21 protein-coding genes and 1 riboswitch are annotated in these 25868 nt (G+C 62.9%); of the genes, 8 read left to right on the top strand and 13 right to left on the bottom strand.

From position 1 onward, the window contains the following. Positions 1-23: 23 nt before the first annotated feature. Positions 24-2069: an FUSC family protein gene (locus LGH83_RS06040; RefSeq protein ID WP_227401019.1), complete on the bottom strand. Its 2046-nt coding sequence runs from the start codon at positions 2067-2069 to the stop codon at positions 24-26. Between the two features lie 206 nt (positions 2070-2275). Between LGH83_RS06040 and hutG the strand changes: the two genes are divergently transcribed. Beyond that, positions 2276-3112, top strand: coding sequence for an N-formylglutamate deformylase (gene hutG, locus LGH83_RS06035; RefSeq protein WP_227401744.1), 837 nt, complete (start codon positions 2276-2278; stop codon positions 3110-3112). Between the two features lie 105 nt (positions 3113-3217). Further along, the gene (locus LGH83_RS06030) at positions 3218-6133 is read left to right on the top strand and encodes an EAL domain-containing protein (protein ID WP_227401018.1); all 2916 of its coding nucleotides are present in this window, start codon (positions 3218-3220) and stop codon (positions 6131-6133) included. An 18-nt stretch (positions 6134-6151) separates the two neighbouring features. Here the strand turns inward: LGH83_RS06030 and LGH83_RS19945 are convergent, their stop codons facing one another. Beyond that, positions 6152-7258: a TonB family protein gene (locus LGH83_RS19945; RefSeq protein ID WP_264479145.1), complete on the bottom strand. Its 1107-nt coding sequence runs from the start codon at positions 7256-7258 to the stop codon at positions 6152-6154. Positions 7259-7490: 232 nt separating this feature from the next. Between LGH83_RS19945 and LGH83_RS06020 the strand changes: the two genes are divergently transcribed. Next, entirely contained in the window at positions 7491-8234 is a 744-nt protein-coding gene (locus tag LGH83_RS06020) for an ROK family protein (RefSeq protein WP_227401017.1), read from the top strand. Between the two features lie 27 nt (positions 8235-8261). Here LGH83_RS06020 and pgl read toward each other — a convergent pair whose 3' ends face one another. Genes pgl through tkt form a run of 8 tightly spaced genes read right to left on the bottom strand, consistent with a single transcriptional unit; the run spans position 8262 to position 17358 of the window. Beyond that, on the bottom strand, positions 8262-8996 hold the full coding sequence (gene pgl, locus LGH83_RS06015; protein WP_227401016.1) for a 6-phosphogluconolactonase: 735 nt from the start codon (positions 8994-8996) through the stop codon (positions 8262-8264). A gap of 23 nt (positions 8997-9019) precedes the next feature. Then, entirely contained in the window at positions 9020-9682 is a 663-nt protein-coding gene (gene rpe / locus LGH83_RS06010; protein WP_227401015.1) for a ribulose-phosphate 3-epimerase, read from the bottom strand. A gap of 5 nt (positions 9683-9687) precedes the next feature. Next, positions 9688-10533, bottom strand: coding sequence for a Cof-type HAD-IIB family hydrolase (locus LGH83_RS06005; protein WP_227401014.1), 846 nt, complete (start codon positions 10531-10533; stop codon positions 9688-9690). Beyond that, a complete protein-coding gene (locus LGH83_RS06000; RefSeq protein ID WP_227401013.1) occupies positions 10530-11402 on the bottom strand; it encodes a Cof-type HAD-IIB family hydrolase in 873 nt (290 codons plus the stop codon). Before LGH83_RS06000 ends, LGH83_RS06005 begins: the two co-directional genes overlap by 4 nt. Further along, the gene (gene zwf, locus LGH83_RS05995) at positions 11399-13006 is read right to left on the bottom strand and encodes a glucose-6-phosphate dehydrogenase (protein ID WP_227401012.1); all 1608 of its coding nucleotides are present in this window, start codon (positions 13004-13006) and stop codon (positions 11399-11401) included. The genes LGH83_RS06000 and zwf overlap by 4 nt, the downstream gene beginning before the upstream one ends. Continuing rightward, entirely contained in the window at positions 13006-14028 is a 1023-nt protein-coding gene (gene gnd, locus LGH83_RS05990; RefSeq protein ID WP_131118370.1) for a phosphogluconate dehydrogenase (NAD(+)-dependent, decarboxylating), read from the bottom strand. Before gnd ends, zwf begins: the two co-directional genes overlap by 1 nt. 44 nt (positions 14029-14072) lie before the next feature. Next, on the bottom strand, positions 14073-15239 hold the full coding sequence (tal, locus tag LGH83_RS05985; protein ID WP_227401011.1) for a transaldolase: 1167 nt from the start codon (positions 15237-15239) through the stop codon (positions 14073-14075). A 34-nt stretch (positions 15240-15273) separates the two neighbouring features. Further along, positions 15274-17358 (bottom strand): transketolase, encoded by a 2085-nt coding sequence (gene tkt / locus LGH83_RS05980; protein ID WP_227401010.1) that lies wholly within the window; start codon positions 17356-17358, stop codon positions 15274-15276. Between the two features lie 201 nt (positions 17359-17559). On the opposite strand from tkt, the gene LGH83_RS05975 reads away from it, so the two are divergent. Then, positions 17560-18600, top strand: a complete 1041-nt coding sequence (locus tag LGH83_RS05975) for an aldo/keto reductase (RefSeq protein WP_319799613.1) — start codon at positions 17560-17562, stop codon at positions 18598-18600. Between the two features lie 49 nt (positions 18601-18649). Next, positions 18650-19162, top strand: coding sequence for a DUF2937 family protein (locus LGH83_RS05970; RefSeq protein WP_227401009.1), 513 nt, complete (start codon positions 18650-18652; stop codon positions 19160-19162). Positions 19163-19166: 4 nt separating this feature from the next. Here LGH83_RS05970 and crcB read toward each other — a convergent pair whose 3' ends face one another. Both crcB and LGH83_RS05960 read right to left on the bottom strand, forming a co-directional pair. Next, the gene (crcB, locus tag LGH83_RS05965; RefSeq protein WP_131118362.1) at positions 19167-19598 is read right to left on the bottom strand and encodes a fluoride efflux transporter CrcB; all 432 of its coding nucleotides are present in this window, start codon (positions 19596-19598) and stop codon (positions 19167-19169) included. A 58-nt stretch (positions 19599-19656) separates the two neighbouring features. Continuing rightward, a riboswitch (Fluoride riboswitch) is annotated at positions 19657-19721 on the bottom strand. A gap of 8 nt (positions 19722-19729) precedes the next feature. Then, a complete protein-coding gene (locus LGH83_RS05960) occupies positions 19730-21163 on the bottom strand; it encodes a homospermidine synthase (RefSeq protein WP_227401008.1) in 1434 nt (477 codons plus the stop codon). A 402-nt stretch (positions 21164-21565) separates the two neighbouring features. Between LGH83_RS05960 and LGH83_RS05955 the strand changes: the two genes are divergently transcribed. From LGH83_RS05955 to LGH83_RS05945, 3 genes are all read left to right on the top strand, one after another. Further along, positions 21566-22021, top strand: a complete 456-nt coding sequence (locus LGH83_RS05955; RefSeq protein WP_131118358.1) for a (2Fe-2S)-binding protein — start codon at positions 21566-21568, stop codon at positions 22019-22021. A 10-nt stretch (positions 22022-22031) separates the two neighbouring features. Beyond that, entirely contained in the window at positions 22032-24254 is a 2223-nt protein-coding gene (locus LGH83_RS05950; RefSeq protein WP_227401007.1) for a xanthine dehydrogenase family protein molybdopterin-binding subunit, read from the top strand. Positions 24255-24429: 175 nt separating this feature from the next. Further along, positions 24430-25131 carry a nucleoside deaminase gene (locus tag LGH83_RS05945; RefSeq protein ID WP_227401006.1) on the top strand — a complete coding sequence of 234 codons (702 nt, stop codon included), beginning with the start codon at positions 24430-24432 and terminating at the stop codon, positions 25129-25131. Positions 25132-25161: 30 nt separating this feature from the next. Here the strand turns inward: LGH83_RS05945 and LGH83_RS05940 are convergent, their stop codons facing one another. Next, positions 25162-25770 carry a GNAT family N-acetyltransferase gene (locus LGH83_RS05940; RefSeq protein ID WP_227401005.1) on the bottom strand — a complete coding sequence of 203 codons (609 nt, stop codon included), beginning with the start codon at positions 25768-25770 and terminating at the stop codon, positions 25162-25164. Positions 25771-25868: the final 98 nt, after the last annotated feature.

The raw sequence follows: 25868 nt of genomic DNA, 5'->3' as shown, positions 1-25868 counted from the left end.
CGATGATCCTCATGGGGGGACACTCATCTGATCACGGCTCCAAAATAATCGCGGTAATTGGTGATGGTCTCGCCGATTTCGCGAAAAGCAGCCAGGAGCCTCGAGATCGCCACGCTGTCATTGGCATCGCCGAACCGATCGGCAACCACTCGACGCAGGGTGTCGAGGCGGCTCTGGATATCGGCAAGATCACCCTTCGATACCGCCGCTTCGACTTCGCCGACTGCGGCAAGATCGAGCCCAAATCGAGCGAAGGTTTCCCGCACGTCCATGAGCTGCAGCCCGACCGTCAGCGCTCCCAGCATGCTCGATCCATCGGCCGGATCGGCGTCGGCGGGCAGCGCGACGATGCGGGCGAAGACGCGGCTTCGCCAGCGATCCGGCGACAGGTGGCCGGGATGGCGGGCGATGGCGCGAAGGTCGGCCAGGGTCAAGCCCACGAGGCGCCGTGTCCGCGTCGCGGGTGGCACGGGTGGCATCACCTGCAGCACGACCGCGCCGCCGATACATCCGGCCATGATGGCCAGTGCCGAATTGGCGAAGCTCTGCATATCGTAGCTGATCAGGTTCGTGGGCCCGAGCAGGGGGATGAAATTGACGGTGGCCGGGATCAGGACCGGCGCAAGTGCTGGTCTCGTCGAGAGAGCCGCCAGCGGCACCAGCACGAGAAAGATGATGGCCGCGAAGCTGCCGTAGCCCTCGTGGTTGGGCAACACCGCAAATTTGATGACGGCCGCGAGCGCCGCCGTGAGCACGCTGCCGGCTGCAAATCCGATGATGGCGCTCGAGGCTTGCTCGTTCTGCGGCGACAGAAGGATGACCGTAACGGCCACGAAGGTGATGAAGGTCGGTCCGGCCGACCACGATGTGAGGACATAAACCATCGACGCCGCACTCAAGGCAGCGAAGACCCGGAGAGCGTTGACGAGCGGTGGCAGGACATCCGAGATCAAGCGTTGCGGCACCGCATTGATCGGGCGGGCACGGCGGCTGTCGGTCAGCAGGATCTCGACATTGACGGCTCGGTTCAGGCCCTCGAGCACGGAAGCGATCCGGTCAAGACCGAGCCGCGACGTCGACACCGCCCCATCCGCATCCCGAAACGTCGCGGCGGCGCTTTCCCAGGTCTTGAAGCGTTGGACCAGATCCTCGGCGTCCGTCGCGCCCTCCGCCCGTTGCGGCAAAAGCGTGCCGAGGTCGGGCGGCAAATGCTTGAGGAGGGCATGAGCTTGCCGTTGGCCTTCCACCGGTTCGAGGCTGTCGATATGAACCGAAATCGTTCGCCACGCCGACAGCGCAAGAAAAAGACCGGTGATCCCAGCCCGTAATGTGCTGCGGCGATCGCTGATACCGGGCGATTCACCGATCGTCTGGTCGATCAAGGGATCGAGTGCCGCCACCCGCTTCAGCAGCGCTCGTCGTCGGGTCTGAAGATCCCGCCGGTCGAGATGGCTGAGACCGCGCAGTTGATCGCCGACGCCGGCGCCGATATCGGCCACGAGCGCGCTGACGGAGGCGGCAAGCCGACGAGGCGAATGGCCGAAATCCGTCACCGACATGACCACCATGCCGCAGGCGATCCCGAGGCTGATTTCGGCGGCGCGCGCGACCGCTAGGGTGAAAACCTGATCCGGCGCGGCGATCGAACTCGAGGCGATGATCGCCATCGTGTAGCCGGCGAGCATCGCCGCATAAGCCGAAAAGTTGCGGAGGACCGTCGACACGAAGCTGCAGGCGGCGCACCAGAGCGCAAGGCCGAGCAGAAACCCGACCCTGTCTTGCGGAAAGACGGCCGTCAAAGCGACCGTCGCGATCGCGCCGATGATCGTTCCGACCAGCCGAAACACGCCCTTCCGCATCGATGCGCCCAACACCGGCTGAGCCACGATGGCGGCCGACGTGCCGGCCCAGCTTGGATTGTCGAGCTGCAGGAAAAACGCCAGATAGAGCGCCAGCGAGACCCCGAGGGCGAGCCGCAGCCCGAACAGGAGTGCTGGGGCCGCCGCCACGACGGCATCACGGATGCGCTCGGGACGGAGGTGCGACGGCGCTGCCGCCGTATCGGCCATCACTATGTCTCCCGCCAGGCACGGGCCGCTTGCGTCACAGCGTCTCCGAGCAAGCCTCCAATGGGTCTCAGATCGTCTACCGGTTCGGCGCGCGCCCGTCGACAGGGTTGATGCGCGGGGCTGATCTTTGCCATGTTTCCCGTGCGGTCGATCTCGGCTATCAGATCGGGAGAGGAACGACCGTTGTTACGGGCCGAGGAGCGATGATGGACTCGAATTCCGCTTGGCTCAGGGTGACGCACGGGACCGCGCCGTTGCTGGTCAGCCTTCCGCACACCGGAACGGATCTGCCTGACAATCTCGTGCCCCGGCTCGTTTCGCCCTGGTTGGCCCGCAAAGATGCCGACTGGTGGATCGACAAGCTTTATGATTTCGCGGCCGACCTCGACGCGACGATCGTCCACACGTCGATGTCGCGCACCGTCATCGACGTCAACCGCGATCCATCCGGCGTCTCCCTGTACCCCGGGCAAGCCACGACGGACTTGTGCCCGGTGACGACCTTCGACGGCGAAGCTCTCTATCGAACCGGCGCGGAGTTACGCTCGGACGAGACCGCAGAACGGCAGCGCCTTTACTTCGACCCCTATCACGCCGCGCTCGCCGACGAGATCGCGCGGCTGAAACGGTCGCATGATCGCATCGTCGTCTATGATTGCCACTCGATCCGGTCGCTGGTGCCACGGCTGTTCGAGGGCATGCTGCCGCATTTCAACATCGGCACCAATTCGGGGGCGAGTTGCGACGCAGCCCTCACGCAGGCCGTGGAATCGGCCTGTGATGCCTCAAGCTTTGACCGCGTGACAAATGGCCGGTTCAAGGGCGGCTACATCACGCGTCGCTACGGTCAGCCGGGGGCGGGTGTCCACGCGATCCAGATGGAATTGGCTTGCCGAGGCTATCTGCGCGAGGAATCTGGGCCGGTGAGCGAGGGCGCTTGGCCGCCGCCCTACGACGAGAGTTTCGCGGCACCCATCCGTTCCGTCTTGCGGCGCGTTCTTGAGGCAACGCTCGGTTTCGCCGTCGCCGGACGGCAGGACTGAGCCGAGATCATGTCGCTCTTTCCGAAAATTACCGTCCTTTAAGGCGCACCGGATCAATGAACCCGTAACGCGGATTTGCTACGCTGGCGCGTAGAGGCATCACCCATGCAACCCGATCTGCACGCCCCAAGACAGCTGAAAGACACGCAGACCGCGTGGCCCGCCGATCTCGAGACAATCGCGGGTCGCGCCGACATTGCGATGGTCTTGCGTCTCGTTTGTACCGCGATGATGCGGCGCTACAGCTTTTTGATCCGACGCTTTGGGGCCACGTCGACCCTTGCGGCCTCATGGGACGCGGAAGCCGCCGCGTCGATCGTGTCGTTCGACCTCGACGAGGCGGATCCGTTCTCCCTGTCATGTCTGGTCGCAGGGCAGCGGCTCGCGATCGTCGCCTGGAGGCCGATCGTGGCGGATGGCGGCGATTGGTGGCTTGGCGTCGCCGATCATCACGGGAACGACCGTTCGGGCACCGCCGACAACGACCTCCTGTCCGGCTTCGCAGAGCTTATCGCCCTGCAACTTGGCGAAGCCGTGCCTTCGTCTGTCGGCCGCGCGCGCCAGCCAAATCCGGCTTTCGCGCCAGATGACGCGGCGCGAGCCTTGATCGAGGCGATCCCGGCCGCCGTTGCCGTGATCGACGCGGACGATCGTTTCGTCATGTGGAACCTGCTCTACGAGGAATTGTGTGGGCCGATCGTTCCGGTCCTGAAGGTTGGGCTCCCGTTCGCCGAGATGATGCGGGTGGCGGCGCGCGAATGGGTGAAGCATCCGACCCTTTATGACGAGGACTGGATCGAGGCCCGCATGGCCCTGCATCGCATGGCCTCCTCCGCGATCGATTGCCAGATTGCCGATGGACGATGGATGAGGATCAAGGAGCGCCGTCTCTCGACGGGCGGCATGATTGGTCTGTGGACCGATATTTCCGACAGCCGTGCCCGTGAAGGATCGTTGCGCCAATTATTCGACATCAATCCCATGCCGATGATCGTGGCTGACCGATCCGACGATCGGATTTTGGCCGTCAACGAACAGGCTTTGGATCTTTACGGCTATGCGCGTCACGAGTTCATGCGCCTCACCATGGCCGACATCGACGCAGCTGGCGCGCGACATGTGCTTCGAGCCATCGCGCTCGATCCGGATGCGCTGGGTGGAAACACGCCGGTGTGGTCGCTGAAGCGGGCCGACGGATGTCTGCGCCAGGTCGAAATGACGAGCCGCGCCTTCACGTTCGACGACAAGCCAGCCGAATTGATTGTTCTCCGCGACATCACACAGCAGCGTGCTGCCGATGCCGCTCTTCGCCACACGCGCGCTTTCCTCAACAGTGTCGTCGACGCGATTCCGACCAGTGTCTACGCCAAGGACATGCAGAATGGCGGGCGCTACGTCTTGTTCAACCGAGCCTGTATGGAACTGAGCGGTCAGGATGGCGACCAGGCGATCGGCAAAAGCGATTGGGAGTTATTCCACCCCAATCAAGCCACGCGTTTCGTCGCGCAGGACCAACAGGCCCTGCGGGCCGGCGTGATGCAGATCTTCGAGGAGACCATCACCCGAAGCAGCGGCGAAAAACGCTTGATCCGGACCAAGAAGGTTCCGATCGCTGATCGGGAAGGCGGGGCCGTTCGCTTCGTTCTCGGGCTCGCGGACGATATTACGGCGCGCCGGGATCTCGAGGCCAAACTGGTCAGGATGGCGCATCACGACCCTTTGACGGATCTGCCGAACCGTATCCTGTTCCAGCAAAGGCTGGAGGAGGCGCTAGCGTTGAGCGCTCGGACGCAAGCAGCCGTTGCGATCCATTACCTTGATCTCGATCAATTCAAAGCCGTCAACGACACGCTCGGCCATGCGGTCGGTGATGCCTTGCTGAAGCGGGTCTGCCAGCGGCTGTTGTCGACCGTTCGACAGGTCGATCTCGTGGCACGGCTTGCGGGCGACGAGTTCGCGATCATCCAGACCGGGGTGACGGGCGCCGACGAAGTCGTGGTCCTGGCGGAGCGGGTCGTCGACCTGATGGGAATGCCGTTCGACATCGACGGGCATCGACTGACGATCGGGGTCAGCATCGGAATTGCGCTCGGACCGCGTGACGGGTCGGATCCGAGTACCTTACTGAAGAACGCCGACACCGCCCTTTATCGCGCGAAGGAAGATGGTCGCGGCCTGTTTCGGTTTTTCGAAGCCAGCATGAACTCGCGTATTCAGGCGCGTCGGGCGTTCGAGCGCGATCTTCGACGCGCCCTCGTCGACGGTGAATTCGAGATCTCGTATCAACCTCTCGTCAATCTCGCGAGCGGCGAGATCGCGGGCTGTGAAGCCTTGCTGCGTTGGCGGCACCCCGAGCGCGGCTATGTGAGCCCGGCCGAGTTCGTTCCGCTGGCTGAGGAAACCGGCTTGATCGTGCCGCTCGGTTTGTGGGTCTTGCGGAAGGCCTGCGCCACCGCGGCCGCGTGGCCCGCGCATATTCGTCTATCGGTCAACATCTCGCCACGTCAGTTCCGCGCCCCGATGTTCGTCGACACCATCGTGAGTGCGCTTCGGGACTCGGGACTGCCGCCGGAGCGGCTCGAACTCGAGATCACCGAAAGCGTGCTGCTCGTCGAGAATGCCGGCAATGTCGCAATGCTCTACCGCCTGCGCGAAGCCGGCATCGGCATCGCGCTCGATGATTTCGGAACCGGCTATTCATCGTTGAGCTATCTTCGCTCCTTCTCGTTCGACCGGTTGAAGATGGACGGCAGCTTTGTCCGGGACATCGGCCTCAACGCGGAAAGCCATGTCATCATTCGGGCGATCCTCGGCCTCGCCCACAGCCTCGGCATGAAGATCGTGGCGGAGGGCATCGAGACGGAGGAGCAGCGCGATCACCTGCAGACGCTCCGCTTCGATGAGGGCCAGGGTTATCTGTTCAGTTCGCCCCGGTCTGCCACGGAAATCGATATCCTGATCGCATCCGCGCCTTTCGTTCTCGACGATGATGGCGCAAACCGAAAGACCGATCTGCCGTGACCGAGCTGCCCTCGCTGACTACTGCTCGCCGAACGTCAGCGCCGGATTGAACGATCGGGTCGTGCCGGGCGGCGGGGCCGGGAAGGGGGCCGCCTTGCGGACCAGATCCAACGCCATCGCGTCGACTTCGGGCTGACCGCTCGACTGGATGATGGCGAGGCGGTCGACGGCGCCGGTATCCCCGACCGTCAACGCGAGGATCACCTGACCTCGGAGACCTTTGGCGCGCGCTTGCTCGATGAGCTGCTGCTCGCGCCCCAGCATGCCATAGACAACACCTTTGTATTCCTGACTCTCGGCTTGGCCGGCCGACGACAGCATGGCGCGGAATGTCGAAGGCAAGCCGATCGCGCTCATCGGCAGCGCGGCTGCTAGCCGAGCGGTCTGATCGGTGGAACTCTGATGGCTTGGCGCCACCGGGGGCTTGCGTTCCGCCGGTTCTGGATTTCTGGAGGGTGCCGGCACAGACGTGTCGGCCTGAGGCGATGTCAACACCGCCGGCGCATCCGGCGCCTGAACGGGCTGCGGCGGAGCGGGGTCCTTGGGTTTGTCCTCGGACAGATTGGCCGGCTCGTTCTTGTCGGTCTGGGTCTCGGCGCGCGTCGGTTCTGGAGGCGGCGCGACGAGCACGGGTGCCTTGACGTCTTGCTTCGAGGTGACGGCATCCTTGCCGTCGGTGTTACTCGGTTCGGCGGTTTGAGACGGGGTCGTCCCAGGAACGGGAGGAAGAGCCTCCGGCTTGAGCGCTTCCGGCTGAGCGGCCGCTGGCTTAGGCGGCTCCGGCTGAACCGCTGCCGGCTTTGGCTCCGGCTTGGCTTCCGGAAAGCTGGGAGCTTTGCTTGACTCGCCCGGGATCGATTTCACCACCTCGACCGATATCGGTTCGGAGGAGGTCAGATCGACCAGCATGGCCCTCCACAAAATCACGAAGGCCACCACTAAGGCGAGATGAACGATGGCCGAGATCGTCGTACTCGACACAAGGCGCGTCAGCCTCGAGGTGCGCGCCTCGGGAACCGGCGCCACAAACAGATGCTCCGGCGCATCGGTCAGCGCCGGCGCGGCCGAAAAGATCGAGAGGTCGAGGCGATCCTCTCTGATGGCTCTGAGATCACCCGTCAGCATGGACGACTGACATAGGATGATTGTGGTGAAATGAAAACAATGGCGCGCCGGCCGCGACCCTCCGATCGAAGATCGACCGCCTCACGCTTGGGTTGAGAGCAGCGGCGCTTGGGCAAAACACAAGTCTTTCCATATCGATGGTGCGACGTGACATTCCCTCGTCACCCATTGTGCTCTAACGATAGCGTCTAACGACGCAGGCCTTTGGGCCGGCTTTGAACGAGGCTGAGACATGAGTGACCTTCGGACGCTGGCGATCGATATCGGAGGAACGGGCCTGAAGGCCTCGGTTCTCGATCAGAACGGCGCGATGATCCACGATAAAGCTTGGCGCAAGACGCCGACCGATCTCACACCGGCGTCGCTGCTGAGCGAGATTTCGGCCCTGATCGCAAGCCTACCGGATTTTGATCGCGTCTCGGTCGGCTTCCCCGGCGCCGTCCGGCGCGGGCATGTGTTGACGGCGCCGCATTTCGAGGGTCCGGACTGGGCGAATTACAATCTGGCGCAAGGCATCGCACAGACGCTGCACAAACCCACGCGGCTCGCGAACGACGCCGACATCCAGGGGCTCGGCGTGGTGTCGGGAAAGGGCATCGAGGCCGTCTTGACGCTTGGGACGGGGGCCGGGACGGCGTTTTTCCAAAACGGGGTTCTGGCGCCGCATATGGAATTCGCGCATCACGCCGTGCATAAGAAATATACGTACAATAGCTACGTCGGCCGCGATGCGCTCGCCGATGTCGGCAAGAAGCGTTGGAACCGACGCGTCCACAAAGTGATCCAGATCGTCAACGATCTCGTGCATTACGACCGCCTCTACATTGGCGGGGGAAACGCATCGAAGATCGACGGTTCGTTGCCCGACAACGTCACAATCGTCGACAATGCAGCGGGGATCACGGGTGGCATCGCCCTGTGGCGAGACGGGGCCGGCTTCGACGACGCCGACGGCTTGTCGCCCTCTCCAACCTGAGACGGGCGACAAGCGTTATCGGCCCGGTCAGCCGTCGATCGCGTCGCGATCGGCGAACCAATGCACCTGGCCTTTGGTCGTCAAGCCGCCGGCCGGAACATCGGTGGCGCCAGACCGGACATGGGCCAACATGTCTTTCTTGGCTTTCCCGGTCACCAGAAAGGCGATGTGACGGCTGCTTTCGAGCGGCGGGTAGGTAAGCGTGATCCGAACCTCCGGGCGTCCTTGCGAAACCGCCGCGACCCATTTGGATCGTTCCTCGAGAACCGGCTGGCCTGGAATCAGCGAGGCGGTGTGTCCGTCGGGTCCGAGGCCAAGGAAATTGACGTCGAATAACGGACGATCCGCGTCGATCGTCTCGGCGCCATAGTAACGGCGGAGTTCCGCGTCGTAGGCGGAGGCGGCCTGCTCAGGCGAGGAGACCTCCGTCACGATACGGTGGACGTTCTCGTTCGGTACAGGCACATGCGACAGCAGCGCATGCGACGCCATGGTGAAATTATTGTCCTTGTCGCCGTCCGGCACGAAGCGCTCGTCGCCGAAGAACCAATGCGTCTTGGCCCACGGGAACTCCTCACGGAACGGGGCTTGTGCCAGCCGCTCATAAAGCGTCTTCGGCGTCGATCCGCCCGACAGGCAGATCGCAAACCGGTCGCCGGCCTCGAGTGCGAGACGAAGCAGCCACCCGGCGACCTCGTCGGCCAGAACGGTCGGGTTTTCGAACGTCGTCAGAACGCCCGCACTCAGGCTCGTGTCAGCCATATTGTCTCTCCTTGCCTGAACGCTCAGGCCGCGTCGCGAAGCACAGCGATCGCCCTGGCATAATCGGGATGTCCAAAGATGGCCGACCCCGCAACGAGCACATCGGCACCAGCCTCGACCGCAGCCTTGATCGTCTGCGTGTTAATGCCGCCATCGATCTCGATATGCGGATCGAGCCCGCGACTGGCCGCCATGGCGCGGACGGCTTTGATCTTTGGCAGGATCTCGGGGAGGAACTGCTGACCCCCGAAGCCGGGGTTGACGGTCATGACCAGGACGATGTCGCAGAGGTGCAGCACATAGTCGATCGCTGACGGCGATGTAGCCGGGTTGAGCGCGACGCCCGCCTTCTTGCCGCTCTCCCGAATGCGCGACAACAGACGGTGTAGATGGATGGTCGAGGTTGGCTCCGCCTGAACGATGACGTGATCGGCGCCCGCCTTGATGAAATCCTCCAGCATCAATTCGGGCTCGACCATCATCAGATGGACGTTCAGCGGCTTTGTGGTCGCGCGACGAACCGCTTCGATCACGACCGGACCCATCGTGATATTGGGAACGAAGCGCCCGTCCATGACATCGACGTGAATCCAGTCCGCGCCGGCTCGATCGATCGAGGCGACCTCCTCGCCGAGGCGGCCGAAATCTGCCGAAAGAATGGAGGGCGCGATCAGCAGTTGCTTCATGTCTCTCAATGTCCGCCCTGGTCGGTTGCGCCGAGCAGGAATTTTTCGATGGCTTTGGCGAAGCCCTCGTCGTTGTAGGAATCGGTCGTGGCGCTGGCGCGGCTCTTCACGTCGTCGCTGGCGTTGCCCATGGCGATGCTGAAGCCGCTTTTGCGGAACATCAGCTCGTCGTTCGGCATATCTCCGATGGTGGCGAATTGCTCGGGCGGAATGCCGAGGTGCTTGGACAAGGTTCCGACGACCGTGCCCTTATTGGCGTCTGGATTGGTGACGTCGAGATAGTAGGGCTGCGACCGCGCCGCCGAGACCTTGTCGCCGAAGGCCTGCTGGGCATCCTTCTCGGCTTTGGCCACGAGATCGCGATCGTCGCTGATGCCGACGATCTTGACCGCATGGTCGAGCGCGTCGTCCGAGAATGTCGCCACCACCTTGGCCTCAAATTTGACGGTCCAGGTCTCGCGCTCGACATGCGGCGCCTTGGCGTCGCGGATGAACCAATCGTCCGCCGTATAGACCCAAGCGTCCATCCCGTGGTCGAGAATGAGTTTCAACGTGGCGCGGGCCACGTCCGGCGCGATCGTCTTGGCTTCGACGACGGACATGTCGGGGTTGATCAACACACCGCCGTTGAAACCCGCGATGGGCGTCTCGAGCGCAAGCGGCTCGATCAGCATCGCCATGCCGCGCGGGGGCCGGCCGCTCGTGACCGCGAAGGCGATGCCGTGCTGCTTCAGCGCCTTGACGGCCGCGATGGTGCGCGCGGTCAACACCTTCTGCTCGGTCACGAGTGTCCCGTCCACATCGGCCAACAGGACCGCAATCTTGCCCTTCGGCATGGTGTCGGCTGTCATGATTGGACGCTCCCCTCGTAGGATGCTGCTACCGCATCGACCGGCATGTTGAGGACGTAGCGCTCGATGGCTTTGGCAAAGCCCTCGTTCTCGCAAGTATCCGTCACGACATTGGCCATGTGCTTGACCGCATCGGTCGCATTGCCCATGGCGACGCTGAAGCCGGAGACGTCGAACATCGGCGTATCATTGTAGCCGTCGCCGATCGTGAACACTTGATCGAGCGGCACACCGAGATTGCGCGCCACTCCGCGCACTGCCGCGCCCTTGTTGGCGGCCGCATTGGTGATGTCGAGATAATAGCTCTGCGAGCGTGTCGCGAGGGCCGACCCGCCAAGCTCAGCTTGCAGGATCGCCTCGCATTCGGCGAGCAGCGGATGGTCGTGGCTCGCCGCCACGATCTTCAACGTGCGTGACATGTGAGCATCGTCGAACTCCTCGACGATCGTCGGCCGCAGCCCGAGGGTCGTTGCCTCGTGGTCGACATGCGCGCCATTCGGGTCGCGGCAGAACCATTCGTCGTCGGTGAACAGCCATGCATCGATACCCTGCCGACGCAACATCGACACACTCGTCTTGACCGCGTCGATCGGCAGGATCAGTCGTTCGATGATCGTCAGGTCCGGGCGGATGATCGCACCGCCGTTCACGGCGCCAACCGGAACCTCGATCCCGATGGACTGAACGATGCTCCGCAAGCCGACGGGCGGTCGGGCGCTGGCGACGCTGAACCCGATGCCACGCTGCTTCAATTGCGCGATCGCGGCCCGGGCGCGGGGTGTCACCACCTTGGCTTTCGTCACCAAAGTGCCGTCGATATCCGACACCACGAGGGCGATCGGCTGCCGGGGATGTTGATCGCGGCTCACGAAGCCTTCCCCGGGACAAGGCTCTTCGGACCGGGGTCGATGGCGACCGGGCGCCAGCTGCGACCGCCGTCTTTGGCCAGCAGAGCATCCGCCGCGGCAGGGCCTGCCGTTCCGGCGATGTAGTTCGGGAAGTCGTCGGGCTTCTGCTTGGCCCAGGCGTCGATCACCGGCTGCACGATCCGCCAGCCTTCCTCGACCTGATCGGCCCGTTGAAACAGGGTCTGATCGCCGAGCATGACGTCATAGATAAGCGTTTCGTAGCCGACATTCTGTTGAGGCGGAAACCAGTCGCTGTAGGAGAAGTTCATCTTCACCGATTTCAGATCGACGACCGGGCCCGGCTGTTTCACGTCGAACTGCATCGAGATGCCTTCATCCGGCTGGATCTGGATCACCAGCCAATTGGGATGCATCGACTTCGCATCCGTATCCTCGAACAAGCTCGTCGGTGCGGATTTGAAGCGGATGGCGATCTCGGTGGTCCGGCGGGTCATGTATTTGCCGGTCCGGATATAGAACGGTACGCCCGCCCAACGCCAATTGTCGATTTCGAGCCGAAGCGCCGCATAGGTCTCGACATCGGAATAGGGGTTGACGTTCGGCTCGGTCCGGTACGCCCGCACGGCTTTGCCGAGCACACTGCCGGAGTCATATTGGCCGCGAACCGCGTCGCCCGGCTGCACCGATTTGATCGACGCGAACACATCGACCTTTTTGGACCGGATCGCATCGGCCGCGAAGGAGGTCGGCGGCTCCATGGCGGTCATGCAAAGCAACTGGAACACATGGTTCGGCACCATGTCGCGCAAGGCGCCGGTCGCCTCGTAGAAATATCCGCGTCCCTCGACCCCGACCGTCTCGGCCACGGTGATCTGAACGTGATCGATATGGTCCCGATTCCACAACGGCTCGAACATTCCGTTTGCGAAGCGGAACGTCATGATGTTTTGGACCGTCTCCTTGCCGAGGAAATGATCGATCCGATAAACTTGGTCTTCGTTCAGCGATTGCAGGATGCGTTTGTTGAGATCGCGCGAGGTCTGCAGGTCATGACCGAACGGCTTTTCGATGACGACACGACGCCACGCGTTCTGCTCGCCCTCCTCGGTGTCGACGAGCTTCGCTTTGCCGAGTTGATCCACGACAATTCCAAAGAAACGATCGGCGATCGCCAGATAGAAGATGACGTTGCCGGCCGTGCCGTTCGACGTTTCAATCTCGGCGAGTTTGTCCTTGATGCTCGTGTAGGTGTTCGAATCTTCGAAATCACCCACGAGGTAGAACATCCTGTCGGTGAGCCAGGACCACGCCTTCGCGTCGATTTTGGCCGGCTCGAACTCACCGGTGCCGCCGACGAAGCTCTGCATGGCTTCCGTCAGATGCCCGCGCCATTCGACATCGTCCTTGCCGTTATGGTCGATACCGAGGATCGCGAAATTGTCGGGCAGCAGGCCGGTGAGCGCCAGATTGTAGAGCGCTGGGGTCACGAGCCGCTTGGTCAAATCGCCGTTGGCGCCGAAGATCACCAGCGTGCAGGGACCTGGTTTCTTCACTGTCGCCGGGCTAATCGCGGCCGGCGGCGTGTCGTCGGTGGTGTTCGCCATCAATTGGCTCCCGGTTTGGAGCTTGCTGCGGCGCTGCTGGGCAGACCCGTCTCGACGTGACCGCCGAAGCCGAAACGCATGGCCGACAGGATCTTTTCGCCAAACGTATGCTCTTCGCGCGACCTGAACCGGGCGAAGAGGGCGGCGGCCAAAACGTTGACCGGAACGGCCTCCTCGACGGCTGCGTCGATGGTCCAGCGACCTTCGCCGCTATCGGCTACATGACCCGAGAAATGCGCGAGATCCGGGCTGCTCGTCAGCGCCAAGGCGGTCAGATCGAGCAACCATGACGAGACGACGCTGCCGCGCCGCCAAACTTCGGCGACATCGGTGAGGTTCAGGTCGAAGCGCTGATTTTCGGGGAGATCCGGCGAGTTCTTGTTCTTGAGGATGTCGAAACCCTCGCCATAGGCCTGCATCAACCCATATTCGATGCCGTTGTGGACCATTTTGACGAAGTGGCCGGCCCCCGTCGGGCCGGCGTGAATATAGCCCTCCTCGGCGCGATTATCGGACAGCTTCTCGCGCCCCGGCGTGCGACCGACGTCGCCACGACCGGGCGCGAGCGTCTTGAAGATCGGGTCAAGGCGATCGACCGCATCCTTGCTGCCGCCGATCATCATGCAATAGCCGCGTTCGAGACCCCAGACACCGCCCGAGGTGCCGACATCGACAAACGTGATCCCTTTCGGGGCCAGCATTTCAGAATTCTTGATGTCGTCCTTGTAGAAGGAGTTTCCGCCATCGATGATGGTGTCGCCGCTCTTGAGCAGCCCGGCGAGTTGGTCGACGGTGGCCTGGGTGATCGCCCCGGCCGGCAACATGACCCAAACGGCTTTCGGGCTATCGGTCAGCTTCGAGACCAGATCCTCGACCGAGGTAGCTCCAATCGAGCCATCGGCCACGAGAGCATCGACTGCCGGAGCAGCGCGATCATAGACGACGCACTGGTGGCCCTCGCGCTGCAGCCGCCGAACGATGTTGCCGCCCATGCGGCCAAGTCCGATCATTCCCAATTGCATGCGAAGTACCCTCTGTTGAAGCGGCAAGTTGGCAGGTCGATCGGTTAGGCCACGATGCTCTTGGTGGCTCCGGACGGCGCGCTTTGATCGTTGTGGGTCGCGAGTTCGCGACGTTTCTTGGCGACACCGCCAAGCAATTTGTCGAAGGCGTTGTGGAATTTAACCACGCCTTCCTTCACGAGATCGGCCGTGATCTCATCGATCGACAATCCGAGCGTTTGCAACGCCCCCATCGTATCGGCGACCTCGGACATGCCCTGTTCGATCGTGTCGGGCGTCGCAGTTCCATGGTCGCGGAAGGCCTTCAGGGTCGCCGGCGGCATGGTGTTGACCGTCTCGCGACCAATGATGCTATCGATGTAATAGGTGTCGGGCAGCGACGTCTTCTTGGTCCCGGTCGAGGCCCAGAGCAGTCGTTGCGGCCGCGCTCCCTTGGCCGCGAGCGCTTGCCAGCGCGGCGTGGCGTAAATCTCTTTGTAACGGGCATAGGCCAGTTTGGCGCTGGCGATCCCAACCTTGTCGGTCACTTTGTCGACCAAGCCAGGCGCCGTGTCGCCGAGATCCTTGAGCCTCTCGTCGACCGCGACATCGATGCGGCTCAGGAAGAAACTTGCGACGCTCGCGATGGTCGATGGATCACCCCCATCGCGGACCAATTCTTCGAGGCCGCCCATATAAGCATCAGCAACGGCCGCATAAGCCTCGATCCCGAACAGCAGCGTCACGTTGACGTTGATGCCCGCGCCGATCACGTCGCGAATAGCCGGAAGCCCCGCATGGGTGCCGGGAATTTTGATCATCAGATTGTCGCGCCCGATGATCCCCCATAGCCGTTTGGCTTCCTCGATCGTCTTGTCGGTCTCGTTGGCGAGATAGGGAGAAACCTCCCAACTCACGAAGCCGTCGTTGCGATCATGCTTGTCGTAGACGGGGCGGAATAGATCCGCCGCGCCTTTGATGTCCTCAGCCGCGAGAGCCTCGTAGACACGCATGTCATCGAGAACACCTTCATCCAAAAGGGCCGCGAGATCGTCCTTGTATTCGTCCGTCTCGCCGATCCCCTTTTCGAAGATCGAGGGGTTGGAGGTCAGCCCCTTGAGCCCGTCCTCACCAATTGCTGTCGCCAGATCACCCTTGCGAACGAGGTCGCGGTGGAGATCGTCGAGCCAAGGAGACTGGCCGCAGCTTTCGAGTTGGACGAGGGGGTTCATGGGGCTGCTCCTCTGTTCCGAAATCGACGTGGGTCTATTGGGCCGAGTCGTTCACGGCTTTCGGGTGTTTGTGGTTCGCGATCTGCTGTTTAGCGATTTCGACGACCTTCTCGGGCGTGAAGCCGAACTTTGTCAGCAGATCCTTCATCGGTGCGGACGCTCCGAAGCTGTGCATACCGATGACAGCGCCGAGCCGACCCGTGTAGCGCTCCCACCCCATCGTCGAGCCTTGCTCGATCGCGACGCGGGCCGGCACTTCGGCCGGGAATACGCTGTCCTGATAGGCTTTGTCCTGCATCTCGAACAACTCCCAGGACGGCATCGACACGACGCGAGCCTTGATGCCTTCCGCCTTCAACGTCTCGTAGCCCTGCACGGCCAGCGACAACTCGCTGCCGGTGCCGATCAGGATCACCTCGGGCTTCCCGTCTTCCGGATCGGCCAGCACATAGGCGCCCTTGGCGACGCCCGATGCGGCCGCGAATTTCTCGCGATCGATGGTCGGGAGAGGCTGGCGGCTGAGAACGAAGGTCGCAGGCTGATGCTTCAGACCGAGAACGACACGCCATGCTTCCGCGACTTCGTTCGCATCACCGGGACGCAGGGTGATCATGCCCGGAATACAACGAAGGCTGGCGACCTGCTCGACCGGTTGATGGGTCGGACCATCTTCGCCGACGCTGATCGAGTCATGCGTGAAGATGAAGATGGTCGGCAGTTCCATCAGCGCCGCGAGCCGCAGCGTCGGACGGAGATAATCCGAAAAGATCAAAAACGTCGACGCATAGGGACGGATCTTGGACAATGCCAAGCCGTTGCAAATCGCGCCCATCGCATGTTCGCGAACGCCGAAATGCAGGTTGCGTCCGCTGCGGTCGGTCGGCGTGAAGGCCGCCGAGCCTTCGAAGATCTGCCGGGTCTTGGTCGAGCCGTCGAGATCGGCCGAGCCGCCGAGCATCCAGTGATAATGCTGCGCCAGAGCATTCTCGACCTTGCCGGACGAGTCGCGGGTCGCCAAACCCTTGGCGTCGGCCGGAAACACAGGGATCGCCTTGGCGGCGTCCTCGGGGCTGAGGCGGTGTTCCATTGCCTCGAATTGTCCAGCGAGATCGCTTGCGACATCCTTGTAGGACGCGAATGTCTTGTCCCAAGCGGAGCGAAGCTCGGCGCCGCGCTTGCCCATGCCGTTGGCGAAATTCTCATAGACGCCATCGGGCACCAGGAACTGCGCGTCTTCCGGCCAGCCATAGTTCTTCTTGGTCAGGCGGACTTCTTCCGCGCCAAGCGGTTCGCCATGCGACTTGTTGCTGTCCTGCTTGTTGGGCGAGCCATAGCCGATGTGACTGTCGACGATGATGAGCGTCGGGCGCGATTTCTCTTCGAGAAACGCGTCGATGCCGGCGCGAATTTCCTTGATCGAATTGGCGTCGCGCACATTCACGACGTTCCAACCATAGGCAAGAAACCGGGTCGCAACATCTTCGCTGAACGTCCAGGAGGCCGGGCCGTCGAGCGTGACCTCGTTGCTATCGTAGAGCCAGCACAGGTTGTCGAGCTTCAGATGGCCGGCCAGCGACGCCGCCTCACTGGCGACGCCTTCCATCATCTCGCCGTCGCTGCAGAGGGCGTAGATGTTATAGTCGATCAGCGTGTGGTCCGGCTTGTTGTAGCGCGTCGCGAGCCACTTTTCGGCGATCGCCATGCCGACGCTCATCGACACGCCCTGGCCGAGCGGTCCGGTCGTCGCTTCGACGCCCGACGTGAAGTGGTATTCGGGATGGCCCGGGCAGGCGCTGCCGGGCTGCCGGAATGTCTTGATATCGTCCATGCTGACGGCCGGACGATTGACGACCTCGTAATCCTCGTTGACGGCCTGAACTTTGGTCAGGTGGAGCATCGAGTAGAGCAGCATCGATGCGTGACCCGCCGACAGGAGAAACCGGTCACGGTTGGGCCAGAGCGGTTGCGTCGGGTCGTAGCGAAGATAGTCCTGCCACACCGTATAGGCGACGGGGGCCATTCCCATCGGCGCACCCGGATGTCCAGAATTCGCTTTCTGAACGGCATCGATCGAAAGCGTGCGGATCGTGTTGATGCTGAGAAGATCGATATCGTCCATAATGCGTCTCGTTCTTGCAATGGTCGCATCGGCGACCGATACGGACCGTGGTTGCGAACCTTAAGGGGGACATATGACAGTCCCGTGCACAGGCGCGATGTTGGCGAGTGCGAAACGTTAACGCGACGCTGCCCGTTCGGTTCAGCCTGCGGCAAGCTTAAACTTGGCTTCGTTAGAAAGCCAACCCGGGGAGGATTTTAAGTGAAAATTTTGGATAGCAAAGCCTTCTTGACGCGAGCGGGCAAGTCCCTCGCGTTCACATCCCTCGGTCTTGGCGGGGCCCCGCTGGGCGACCTCTTCGAGCGGCTCGACCAGCAGACGGCGCATGACACGATCCTGACGGCTTACCGGAGCGGTATCCGCGTCTTCGATACGTCGCCCCATTATGGCAACGGGCTGTCGGAAGCGCGCTTTGGCGCGGCGCTGCGCGACTTGCCTCGCGACGCGTTCCTGCTCTCGACCAAGGTCGGCCGGCGCATGGATCCGTTCACGCAACCCGCGCCCGCCAGAGCCGATGTGACGTCCCCGGGGTTTGCGGGGGGGTTCCCGCATCGCGCCATGTTCGACTATTCCTATGACGGCACGATGCGCTCGATCGAGCAGTCGCTTTTGCGGACCGGATTGTCCCGGTTCGATATTCTGATGATCCACGATTGCGACGTGTGGACCCAAGGCGCCGATATGATCGACCAGCGCTTCAAGGAGGCGATGGACGGCGCCTACAAGGCGCTGGATCGCCTCAGAAGCGAGGGGACGGTCACGGCGATCGGGGTCGGTGTCAACGAGGCCGACATCTGCGAGCGCTTTGCCCGCGCCGGCGACTTCGACGTCATGATGCTGGCCGGGCGCTACTCTTTGCTCGAGCAACCCGCGCTCGCCTCGTTCCTGCCGCTGGCCGAACAGAAGTCGATCGGCATTCTCCTGGCCGGCGTGTTCAACTCGGGTATCCTGGCCACCGGGGCGGTGCCGGGCGCCACCTATAATTACACGGCGGCACCCGCCGACATCATGGCACGGGTCGGGCGGATCGAAGCGGTTTGCCAGAGGCACGGCGTCACGCTGCGTCAGGCGGCGCTTGGCTTCGCCTTGCATCATCCGGCCGTGGTGACCCTGGTGCTGGGCGCCGTCAAGCCGGGCGAAATGGAAGCCAATGTGGCCGATGCTCAAATTGCGATCCCACCCGCACTCTGGAGCGAGTTGAAGCGCGAGGGTCTGCTTGACGGCGCCGCGCCGACCGGGTGAAGGAAGACGGCAGGCGAAGCGCTGCCGCGTGCCGCGCAGAGGGACCAGAATGATCTTTCGACGTTTCGCGCTGGCGATCGGCCTGCTGTTCGCTGGGCTGGCGTCGCAACTGCCGGAGTTCACGCAGCAGTATAAACAACGGCTCGGCGGCGCGATCGACGAGTTGCGCTCGATCGTGACGCAGTTCGACGCCGAGGCCGCCAGTCAATCGCTGAATCGCGACCAGGGGATCGCGCGGCTTCGCGGCAATTCCGACGTGTTGGCGCAGGAGCGGGGCGCCAGCATCGCCGAGACGACCGCACGCGAACAACGGCTCGAACGGCAGCGTGCGTCGTTCGATACCGCTGGGCCATTGTCGCAATATGCGGTGCTGGCCAAGGATTTCGATCCCGGTATCGCCCGCCAGGCCTATGCGGATTATCAACCTGCGCTGCCCGTCACGACGGCGGGCTTCGTCAGTGCTGGTATCGGCCTCGTGGTCGGCTGGCTCGCCACCCATCTCGTCGCTCTGCCGATCCGGCGGCGACGTTTCCCTCCGACGACCGGCGTCACGCGCGTCTGACGGCTCACGCGTCTTCTTCGGCTTGATTCTGGGCGATGGCCGAGCTGCCTCCATTCAGTCCCGAGGCGATCGTATGACCGATCGCGACAGCCGCGAGGCAGAGCAACACCGAGACGGCGATATTGATGCAGGCCCGCAGCGTCGCGCCACTGCGAAGCAGATCGAGCGTCTGCAGGCTGAACGACGAGAAGGTCGTGAACCCGCCACAGACGCCGACCATGACGAACAGGCGCATGTTTTCCGACACCGGGAAGCGGCCATGCGCGAGCGTCAGCGTGCCGAAGAGGCCGATCAAAAATGAGCCTGCGATATTGATCGCGATCGTGCCCCAGGGCAGCGACTGGCTCCAGGGTGCCGTGAGGGTCGCCACGGTAAAGCGCGCCAGCGTGCCCAGCGCGCCGCCGAGCGCGAGAAGCAGATAAGTTTGGATCGTCATCGTGGTGCCTCCTTGTTGGGAGGAGGCGGCCGTTTGGGCGCACTCCTACCGCTGTCGTCATGCGGTAGGAGTCATCAGCTCGGTCACGAGCGGTTTCGGGGGAACCCCATCCCCATCGACGGCTGTAACGGTCAGCGGACCAAAACGTTGCTGAACTGCCAGGGATCCTCGCGGTCGAGGTCTTCGGGAAACAGTCCATCGCCGCGATGGGTGAGTGGCGTCCAATCCGTATAGGCGCCGACCACCGGCCCAAGATAAGGCGTTTGAATCTCGAGACAGCGTTTGAAATCCATTTCGTCGGCTTCGACGATACCTGCTGTCGGATTTTCGATCGCCCAGACGATGCCGGCCAGCACGGCCGATGTGACCTGCAATCCAGTCGCGTTTTGGTAGGGCGCAAGCTCCCGCGTCTGTTCGATCGACAGCTGCGACCCGTACCAATAGGCGTTTTTGGCGTGGCCGTAGAGCAGCACGCCGAGTTCGTCGATCCCATCGACGATGTCGGCCTCGCCGAGGATCGTCCAGGTTGCTTGACGCTCCCACTGCTGCCCGGCCATCTCGTCCAGCGACAACACGGCATCATCGGCCGGATGATAGGCGTAATGGCAGGTCGGCCGGTAGACCGCCTTGCCATCTTGATGAACCGTCAGATAGTCGGCGATCGAGATGGCTTCGTTATGCGTGACCAGAAAACCGTGCTGGGGACCAGCCGTCGGCGTCCAGGATCGCACGCGCGTGCCAGCGCCGGGGCGCAGCATGTAGATGGCACAATCCGGTCCGAAATCGTGGCGCTGACCTTCGAGCGGCAGAGCCTTCTCGTGTGTGCCCCAGCCGAGCTCGGCCGGCTGCAATCCTTCCGACACGAAGCCCTCGACCGACCAGGTGTTGACGAAGACGCCGCGCGGCTTCGGGGTCTTGGCGCGCTGGGTGTCGCATTCGGCGATATGAATGCCCTTGATGCCAAGTTGCTGGGCTAATTGGCCCCAGCCTTCCTGCGTCTGCGGTTCAATCGCGTCGAAGCCCGTGGCTTCGGCGATGTTGAGCAGCGCCTGTTTGACGAACCAGGACACCATGCCGGGGTTTGCGCCGCAGGTCGTGACGGCCGTGGGGCCGCCGGGATGGGCACGACGAAGGTCCATCATGGATTCGCGCAGAGCATAGTTTGACCGCTGCGATACCGTCAGACGCTTGTCGGTGTAGAAGCCCGGCCACGGCTCGACGACGGTATCGATGTAGAGAGCGCCGAGCTCTTTGCAAAGCCGCACCATAGCGACCGACGATACGTCGACCGACAGATTGATGACGAGGGCCTGCTTGCCGCCGACCGTCAGCAGCGGCTTGAGCACCGTGATGTAATTGTCGATCGTCAGCCCGAGCTTGTGAAACGCGATGCCGCGTTCGTCCAGCAAAGCGCGATCGGCATCATCCGGCGCGATCACGGTCATTTGCGTCTTGTCGAAACCGATATGTCGCTCGAGCAAAGGCAGCACGCCTTTGCCGATCGAACCGAAGCCGATCAGGACGATAGGGCCATCGAATTGGGCGTGTTGGGTCCAGTCGGTCATGGGCGTCCGTCATAGGCAAGGCAGGCGATCGATCGCCAGCGACATCGCCTTAGACCCAAGCTAGCCGTCACGGTCAAGCCAGAAGCGGGATTTCAGCAAACGCGAACAGACGCTGAGAGTTTTTCAAGGGGAGGCTGATGCGGCGGTTCGACGCCGTCAATCAGTTTGGAAACGCTATAATGAGACTTTCGAAAACGATCGGTACGGAATATAGGTCGACGAGAAGCTCAGTCTTTTGCGTGTTTCCCCCCCCGGTCTCTTGTCGTGATGAGAGAGGCGGGCCGTGACCCTACCCTAATCTGTGGCGACCCCGATCGATGGACCGTGGCAGCCGCATCCCGTCGTTTCCAGCAACACGATCGGAGCGGGCCACATGGGCGGCGCTCCATCGCGGAGACCCCCATGATCGACCTCAAAATCAATGGCCAGACCCATAGTCTCGATGCGGACGGCGAGATGCCGCTGCTCTGGGCTATTCGCGACATCCTGAACATGACCGGCACGAAGTTTGGCTGCGGCATCGCGCAATGTGGCGCCTGCACGGTGCATATCGACGGCCAGCCGACCCGCTCCTGCCAGACCCAGATCAGCGATGCTGTCGGTCACGACATCACCACCATCGAAGGCGTGCAGGGCAAGGTCGCCGATGCCGTCAAAGCATCCTGGCAGACGCTCGACGTGGTGCAGTGCGGCTATTGCCAGTCGGGGCAAATCATGTCGGCGATCGGCTTGCTGTCGCAGACGCCCAAGCCGAACGATGGCGATATCGACTCGGCGATGTCGGGCAACGTGTGTCGTTGCGCCACCTACAGCCGTATTCGCGCCGCGATCCACGACGCTTCCAGCAAACTCGCCTGAGGGTCCAGCCATGTACAGCAAGACCATGAATCGGCCGGCAGCGCCGGCCATCGCCCCCTCGCGCCGCGATGTCTTCAAGGCCGCCGGCGCAGGCGCGCTCGTGATCGGCTTCGTCATGATGAGCGGACGCGGCTATGCCGAAGAAGCCGCCGGTGGCGGCAAGGCTCTCGTCCCGACGCTCGGGGATGCCCCGCGCCCCAACGCCTTCGTCCGAATTGCGCCTGACAACACCGTCACGGTCATCGTCAAACATCTCGACATGGGGCAGGGGGTCACGACCGGCTTGCCGACCATCGTGGCTGAGGAACTCGATGCCGACTGGTCGCAGATGCGCGCCGAATTCGCGCCCGCCGACGCGCAGCTTTACAACAATACGGATTTCGGACCGATCCAGGGAACCGGCGGATCGACCTCCGTTCACAACAGCTGGACGCAGCTCCGCAAGGCGGGCGCTGCGGCCCGCGCGATGCTGATCGCCGCGGCGGTCGACGAGTGGAAGGTTCCGGCGACCGAGGTCGTGGTCACCAAAGGCGTGTTGACCCACAAGTCCGGCAAGTCCGCGACCTTCGGCGACCTCGCCGCGAAGGCCGCGCAGCAGCCGGTTCCGATCGAGGTCCGCCTCAAGGACACGAAGGACTTCACCCTGATCGGCACGGCCGTGCACCGCATCGATCATGTCGTGAAGACGGATGGATCGGCCAAATTCGCGCTCGACATCCGCCGACCCAATATGCTGACCGCCGTTCTTCAGCGCCCGACCCGGTTTGGGGGCACGCTGAAAAGCGTCGACGACAAAGCGGCTCGCTCCATAAAGGGTGTCGTCGACGTCGTCATCGTGCCGCAAGGCGTGGCGGTGCTGGCCGAGAACACGTGGGCGGCCCGGCAAGGGCGCGATGCCCTGAAGATCGAGTGGGACGACAGCAAGGCGGAGATGCGCTCGACCGCTGACATGGTGGCCGACTACAAGACATTGGCGGCGACGCCCGGTTCCGTCGCCGTGAAGGCCGGCGATGCGGATCAGGCGTTGAAGACATCCGGCAAGGTCATCCAAGCCGAATTCGTGTTTCCCTACCTGGCGCACGCGCCGATGGAGCCTTTGAACTGCACCATCGAGCAGGCGGCGGACGGCTCCTATGATGTCTATGCTGGGTCGCAATTTCCCACCATCGAGCAGGCGGTCGCGGCCGCGACCTTGGGCGTCACGGCCGACAAGGTCCGCATCCATACAGTCTGGGGCGGAGGCTCGTTCGGGCGCCGTGCGACGCCGAATGGCGATTATTTCGCCGAAGCCGCTGCCATCATGAAGAAAGCCGGCGGCAAGCGACCGGTGCATCTCGTCTGGACGCGTGAGGACGACATCAAGGGCGGCCGCTATCGTCCAATGTTCTACCATGCTGTCGAGGCCTCGCTTGATGCGAACGGCGGCATTGCAGCATGGAAGCATCGGCTGGTCGGGCAGTCCTTCATGCGCGGCACGGCTTTCGAACCGGTGATGTTCAAGGAAGGCGTCGATGCGACCGCGGTCGAAGGCGTCGCCGACATGCCCTATTCGATCCCGAACCGCATGGTCGACTGGCACGACGCGCCCTCAGCGATCTCGACGCTCTGGTGGCGGTCGGTCGGCCATAGCCATACCGCTCAGGCTGTCGAGGTCATGATGGACGACCTCGCCCATGCGGCCGGCAAGAACCCGGTCGACTTCCGCGTGGCGTTGCTGAAGGACCATCCGCGCCATGTCGCGGTGCTGAAACTCGCGGCCGAGAAGGCTGGGTTTGGTCAGGCCATGCCGGCCGGACAGGGCCAGGGCGTCGCCGTGCACGAGAGCTTCAACACCTATGTGGCGATGGTGGCGGACGTCACCGTCAATGGTGCCGACGTGAAGGTGAATCGCATCGTCATCGCGGTCGATTGTGGCATCGCCATCAACCCGGACGTGATCAAGGCTCAGATGGAAGGCGGCGCGGGATATGGCCTCGGCGCGGCGCTCCGCAATCAGATCACGTTCGATAAGGGGATTGTCGATCAGGCGAATTTCGACACTTACGAGCCGCTGCGAATCTCCGATATGCCGGTTATCGAGGTCCACATCATGCCGTCGACGGAAGCGCCGACGGGTGTTGGCGAGCCGGGGGTGCCTCCTGTCGCTCCGGCTGTCTCCAATGCGATTTTCGCGGCGACGGGCAAGCGTCTGCGTTCGCTGCCGTTCGACTTCGATCGTCTCAAAGGGGCGTAAGCAGCGGCGTCATTCCTCGACGTCAGGACAGACGCCGAGGATCGCCACGATGATGCTGACATTTCGCGAGAGAGGCCGTGGCGATGACTAACCAGGATTCGCTACGGCCTTTGTTGAAGCTTGTTCGAGACAGTCATTCGTGACCATCCTCTCGCCTTGAAGCGGGGGCTTGAAAATGATGACAGAATGCGGTTGCGGTTCGACCCATGACGCCGGGCGGCGGGCTTTTTTCACGGCTGCGGCCGCGACAGCGGGCGCTGCCGTTACGCTGGGTTTTCAGCCGGCGTCGGCGGCCGAGGCCAAGCCTGAGCCGGACAAGCGCATCTTCATGCAGGAGGCTACTCGGCTTGCGATCGAGTCGGTCGAAAAGGGCTGGGGCGGGCCGTTTGGGGCCGTGATCGTCAAGGACGGCGAGATCATCGGGCGCGGACAGAACCGGGTACTGCTGACCGGTTGTCCCGTCTTCCATGCCGAGATCACGGCCATTATGGACGCGTCGCAACGGCTCAACCCCAAAGCGCTTCTGGGCAGCGACTATGGGGCCGGCACGATCCTGGAGATGATCCCGCGCGAGGCGGGTTCGCCGGATCCGGTGCCGGAGCGCGCCAAGATGCTGAAGGGCTGCGACATCTACATCAACGGCGCACCATGCCCGATGTGCATGAGCGCGATCTACTGGTCGCGCATCGACCACGTTTATTTCGCAGCCTCGTTGGCCGATACGAGCCATATCGGCTTCGACGATGCGTTCCAATATGAGGATTTCACGAAGCCCTGGGAGAAGCGACGCATCGCCGTGACGCCCGGCTTTGAGCGGGACACGGGTCTCAAGGCTTACACGGCCTGGCAGGACAAACAGGATCGCCACCCCTATTGATCGTTGGGCCGCTCTGCCGGCTCGATCGATTTAGGCTGCGAGGCGAAGCCCGTCCCGGCGACGGCCGTCCAACAAAAGCCCCGTGCCGACGACGCGCCCGCGTGCCAACGCGAGCGCGCCCGGCACGAGTTCGAGGCCCAAAAACCGCGCCTCCTCGACAGGGCCCGGCAGGGTCAGGCCCAGCGTTGTGTCGCGGCTGAAGCCGAATTGGGCATAATAGGGCGCATCGCCGACGAGGATGATCGCCCGGTGGCCGAGCTTTCTGGCGCGGCTCACTCCATGCTCGACCAGGGCCTTGCCGATGCCGAGCGAGCGATGCTCGGCCGATACCGCCAAGGGTCCCAGCATCAGCGACTCGCAGCATCCCGCTTCCACATGCCAGAACCGCAGCGTGCCGATCACGGCGCCGCCACTGGTTGCAACGAAGCTCAGGCCATCCGCTGCGATCCGACCTTCGCGCAAGCGCTCACAGGTCTTTTCGAAACGCGACAAGCCGAAGCTCGCATCGAGGAGGGCCTCACGAGCCGCGACATCGTCCTGCTGTTCGTCGCGCAGACGCAACACAGTCGAGACCGGACGCAGCGTGCGCCAGGCCGACGAGACGCCGGAGAACATCCGTGCAGAGACGAGGGCGGTCATGAGCCCCTCCAGGGGAGTGGTGGTACGAACGGGACGGGCGTGCGTATGCACACGCCGCTACTGAAGGCCGGCACCCTTGCGTGGTGCGGCCATCGCCG

Origin of the sequence: Lichenihabitans sp. PAMC28606, from assembly GCF_020616535.1 — a bacterium.
GTDB classification, from domain to species: Bacteria; Pseudomonadota; Alphaproteobacteria; order Rhizobiales; family Beijerinckiaceae; genus Lichenihabitans; species Lichenihabitans psoromatis.
This window is presented reverse-complemented; position numbering and strand designations above follow the sequence as displayed.

Coding starts and splice junctions, on each gene's coding strand:
- LGH83_RS06040 (WP_227401019.1), bottom strand. CDS start 2,069: ATGGCCGATACGGCGGCAGCGCCGTCGCACCTCCGTCCCGAGCGCATC.
- hutG (WP_227401744.1), top strand. CDS start 2,276: ATGGACTCGAATTCCGCTTGGCTCAGGGTGACGCACGGGACCGCGCCG.
- LGH83_RS06030 (WP_227401018.1), top strand. CDS start 3,218: ATGCAACCCGATCTGCACGCCCCAAGACAGCTGAAAGACACGCAGACC.
- LGH83_RS19945 (WP_264479145.1), bottom strand. CDS start 7,258: ATGCTGACGGGTGATCTCAGAGCCATCAGAGAGGATCGCCTCGACCTC.
- LGH83_RS06020 (WP_227401017.1), top strand. CDS start 7,491: ATGAGTGACCTTCGGACGCTGGCGATCGATATCGGAGGAACGGGCCTG.
- pgl (WP_227401016.1), bottom strand. CDS start 8,996: ATGGCTGACACGAGCCTGAGTGCGGGCGTTCTGACGACGTTCGAAAAC.
- rpe (WP_227401015.1), bottom strand. CDS start 9,682: ATGAAGCAACTGCTGATCGCGCCCTCCATTCTTTCGGCAGATTTCGGC.
- LGH83_RS06005 (WP_227401014.1), bottom strand. CDS start 10,533: ATGACAGCCGACACCATGCCGAAGGGCAAGATTGCGGTCCTGTTGGCC.
- zwf (WP_227401012.1), bottom strand. CDS start 13,006: ATGGCGAACACCACCGACGACACGCCGCCGGCCGCGATTAGCCCGGCG.
- gnd (WP_131118370.1), bottom strand. CDS start 14,028: ATGCAATTGGGAATGATCGGACTTGGCCGCATGGGCGGCAACATCGTT.
- tal (WP_227401011.1), bottom strand. CDS start 15,239: ATGAACCCCCTCGTCCAACTCGAAAGCTGCGGCCAGTCTCCTTGGCTC.
- tkt (WP_227401010.1), bottom strand. CDS start 17,358: ATGGACGATATCGATCTTCTCAGCATCAACACGATCCGCACGCTTTCG.
- LGH83_RS05970 (WP_227401009.1), top strand. CDS start 18,650: ATGATCTTTCGACGTTTCGCGCTGGCGATCGGCCTGCTGTTCGCTGGG.
- crcB (WP_131118362.1), bottom strand. CDS start 19,598: ATGACGATCCAAACTTATCTGCTTCTCGCGCTCGGCGGCGCGCTGGGC.
- LGH83_RS05960 (WP_227401008.1), bottom strand. CDS start 21,163: ATGACCGACTGGACCCAACACGCCCAATTCGATGGCCCTATCGTCCTG.
- LGH83_RS05955 (WP_131118358.1), top strand. CDS start 21,566: ATGATCGACCTCAAAATCAATGGCCAGACCCATAGTCTCGATGCGGAC.
- LGH83_RS05950 (WP_227401007.1), top strand. CDS start 22,032: ATGTACAGCAAGACCATGAATCGGCCGGCAGCGCCGGCCATCGCCCCC.
- LGH83_RS05945 (WP_227401006.1), top strand. CDS start 24,430: ATGATGACAGAATGCGGTTGCGGTTCGACCCATGACGCCGGGCGGCGG.
- LGH83_RS05940 (WP_227401005.1), bottom strand. CDS start 25,770: ATGACCGCCCTCGTCTCTGCACGGATGTTCTCCGGCGTCTCGTCGGCC.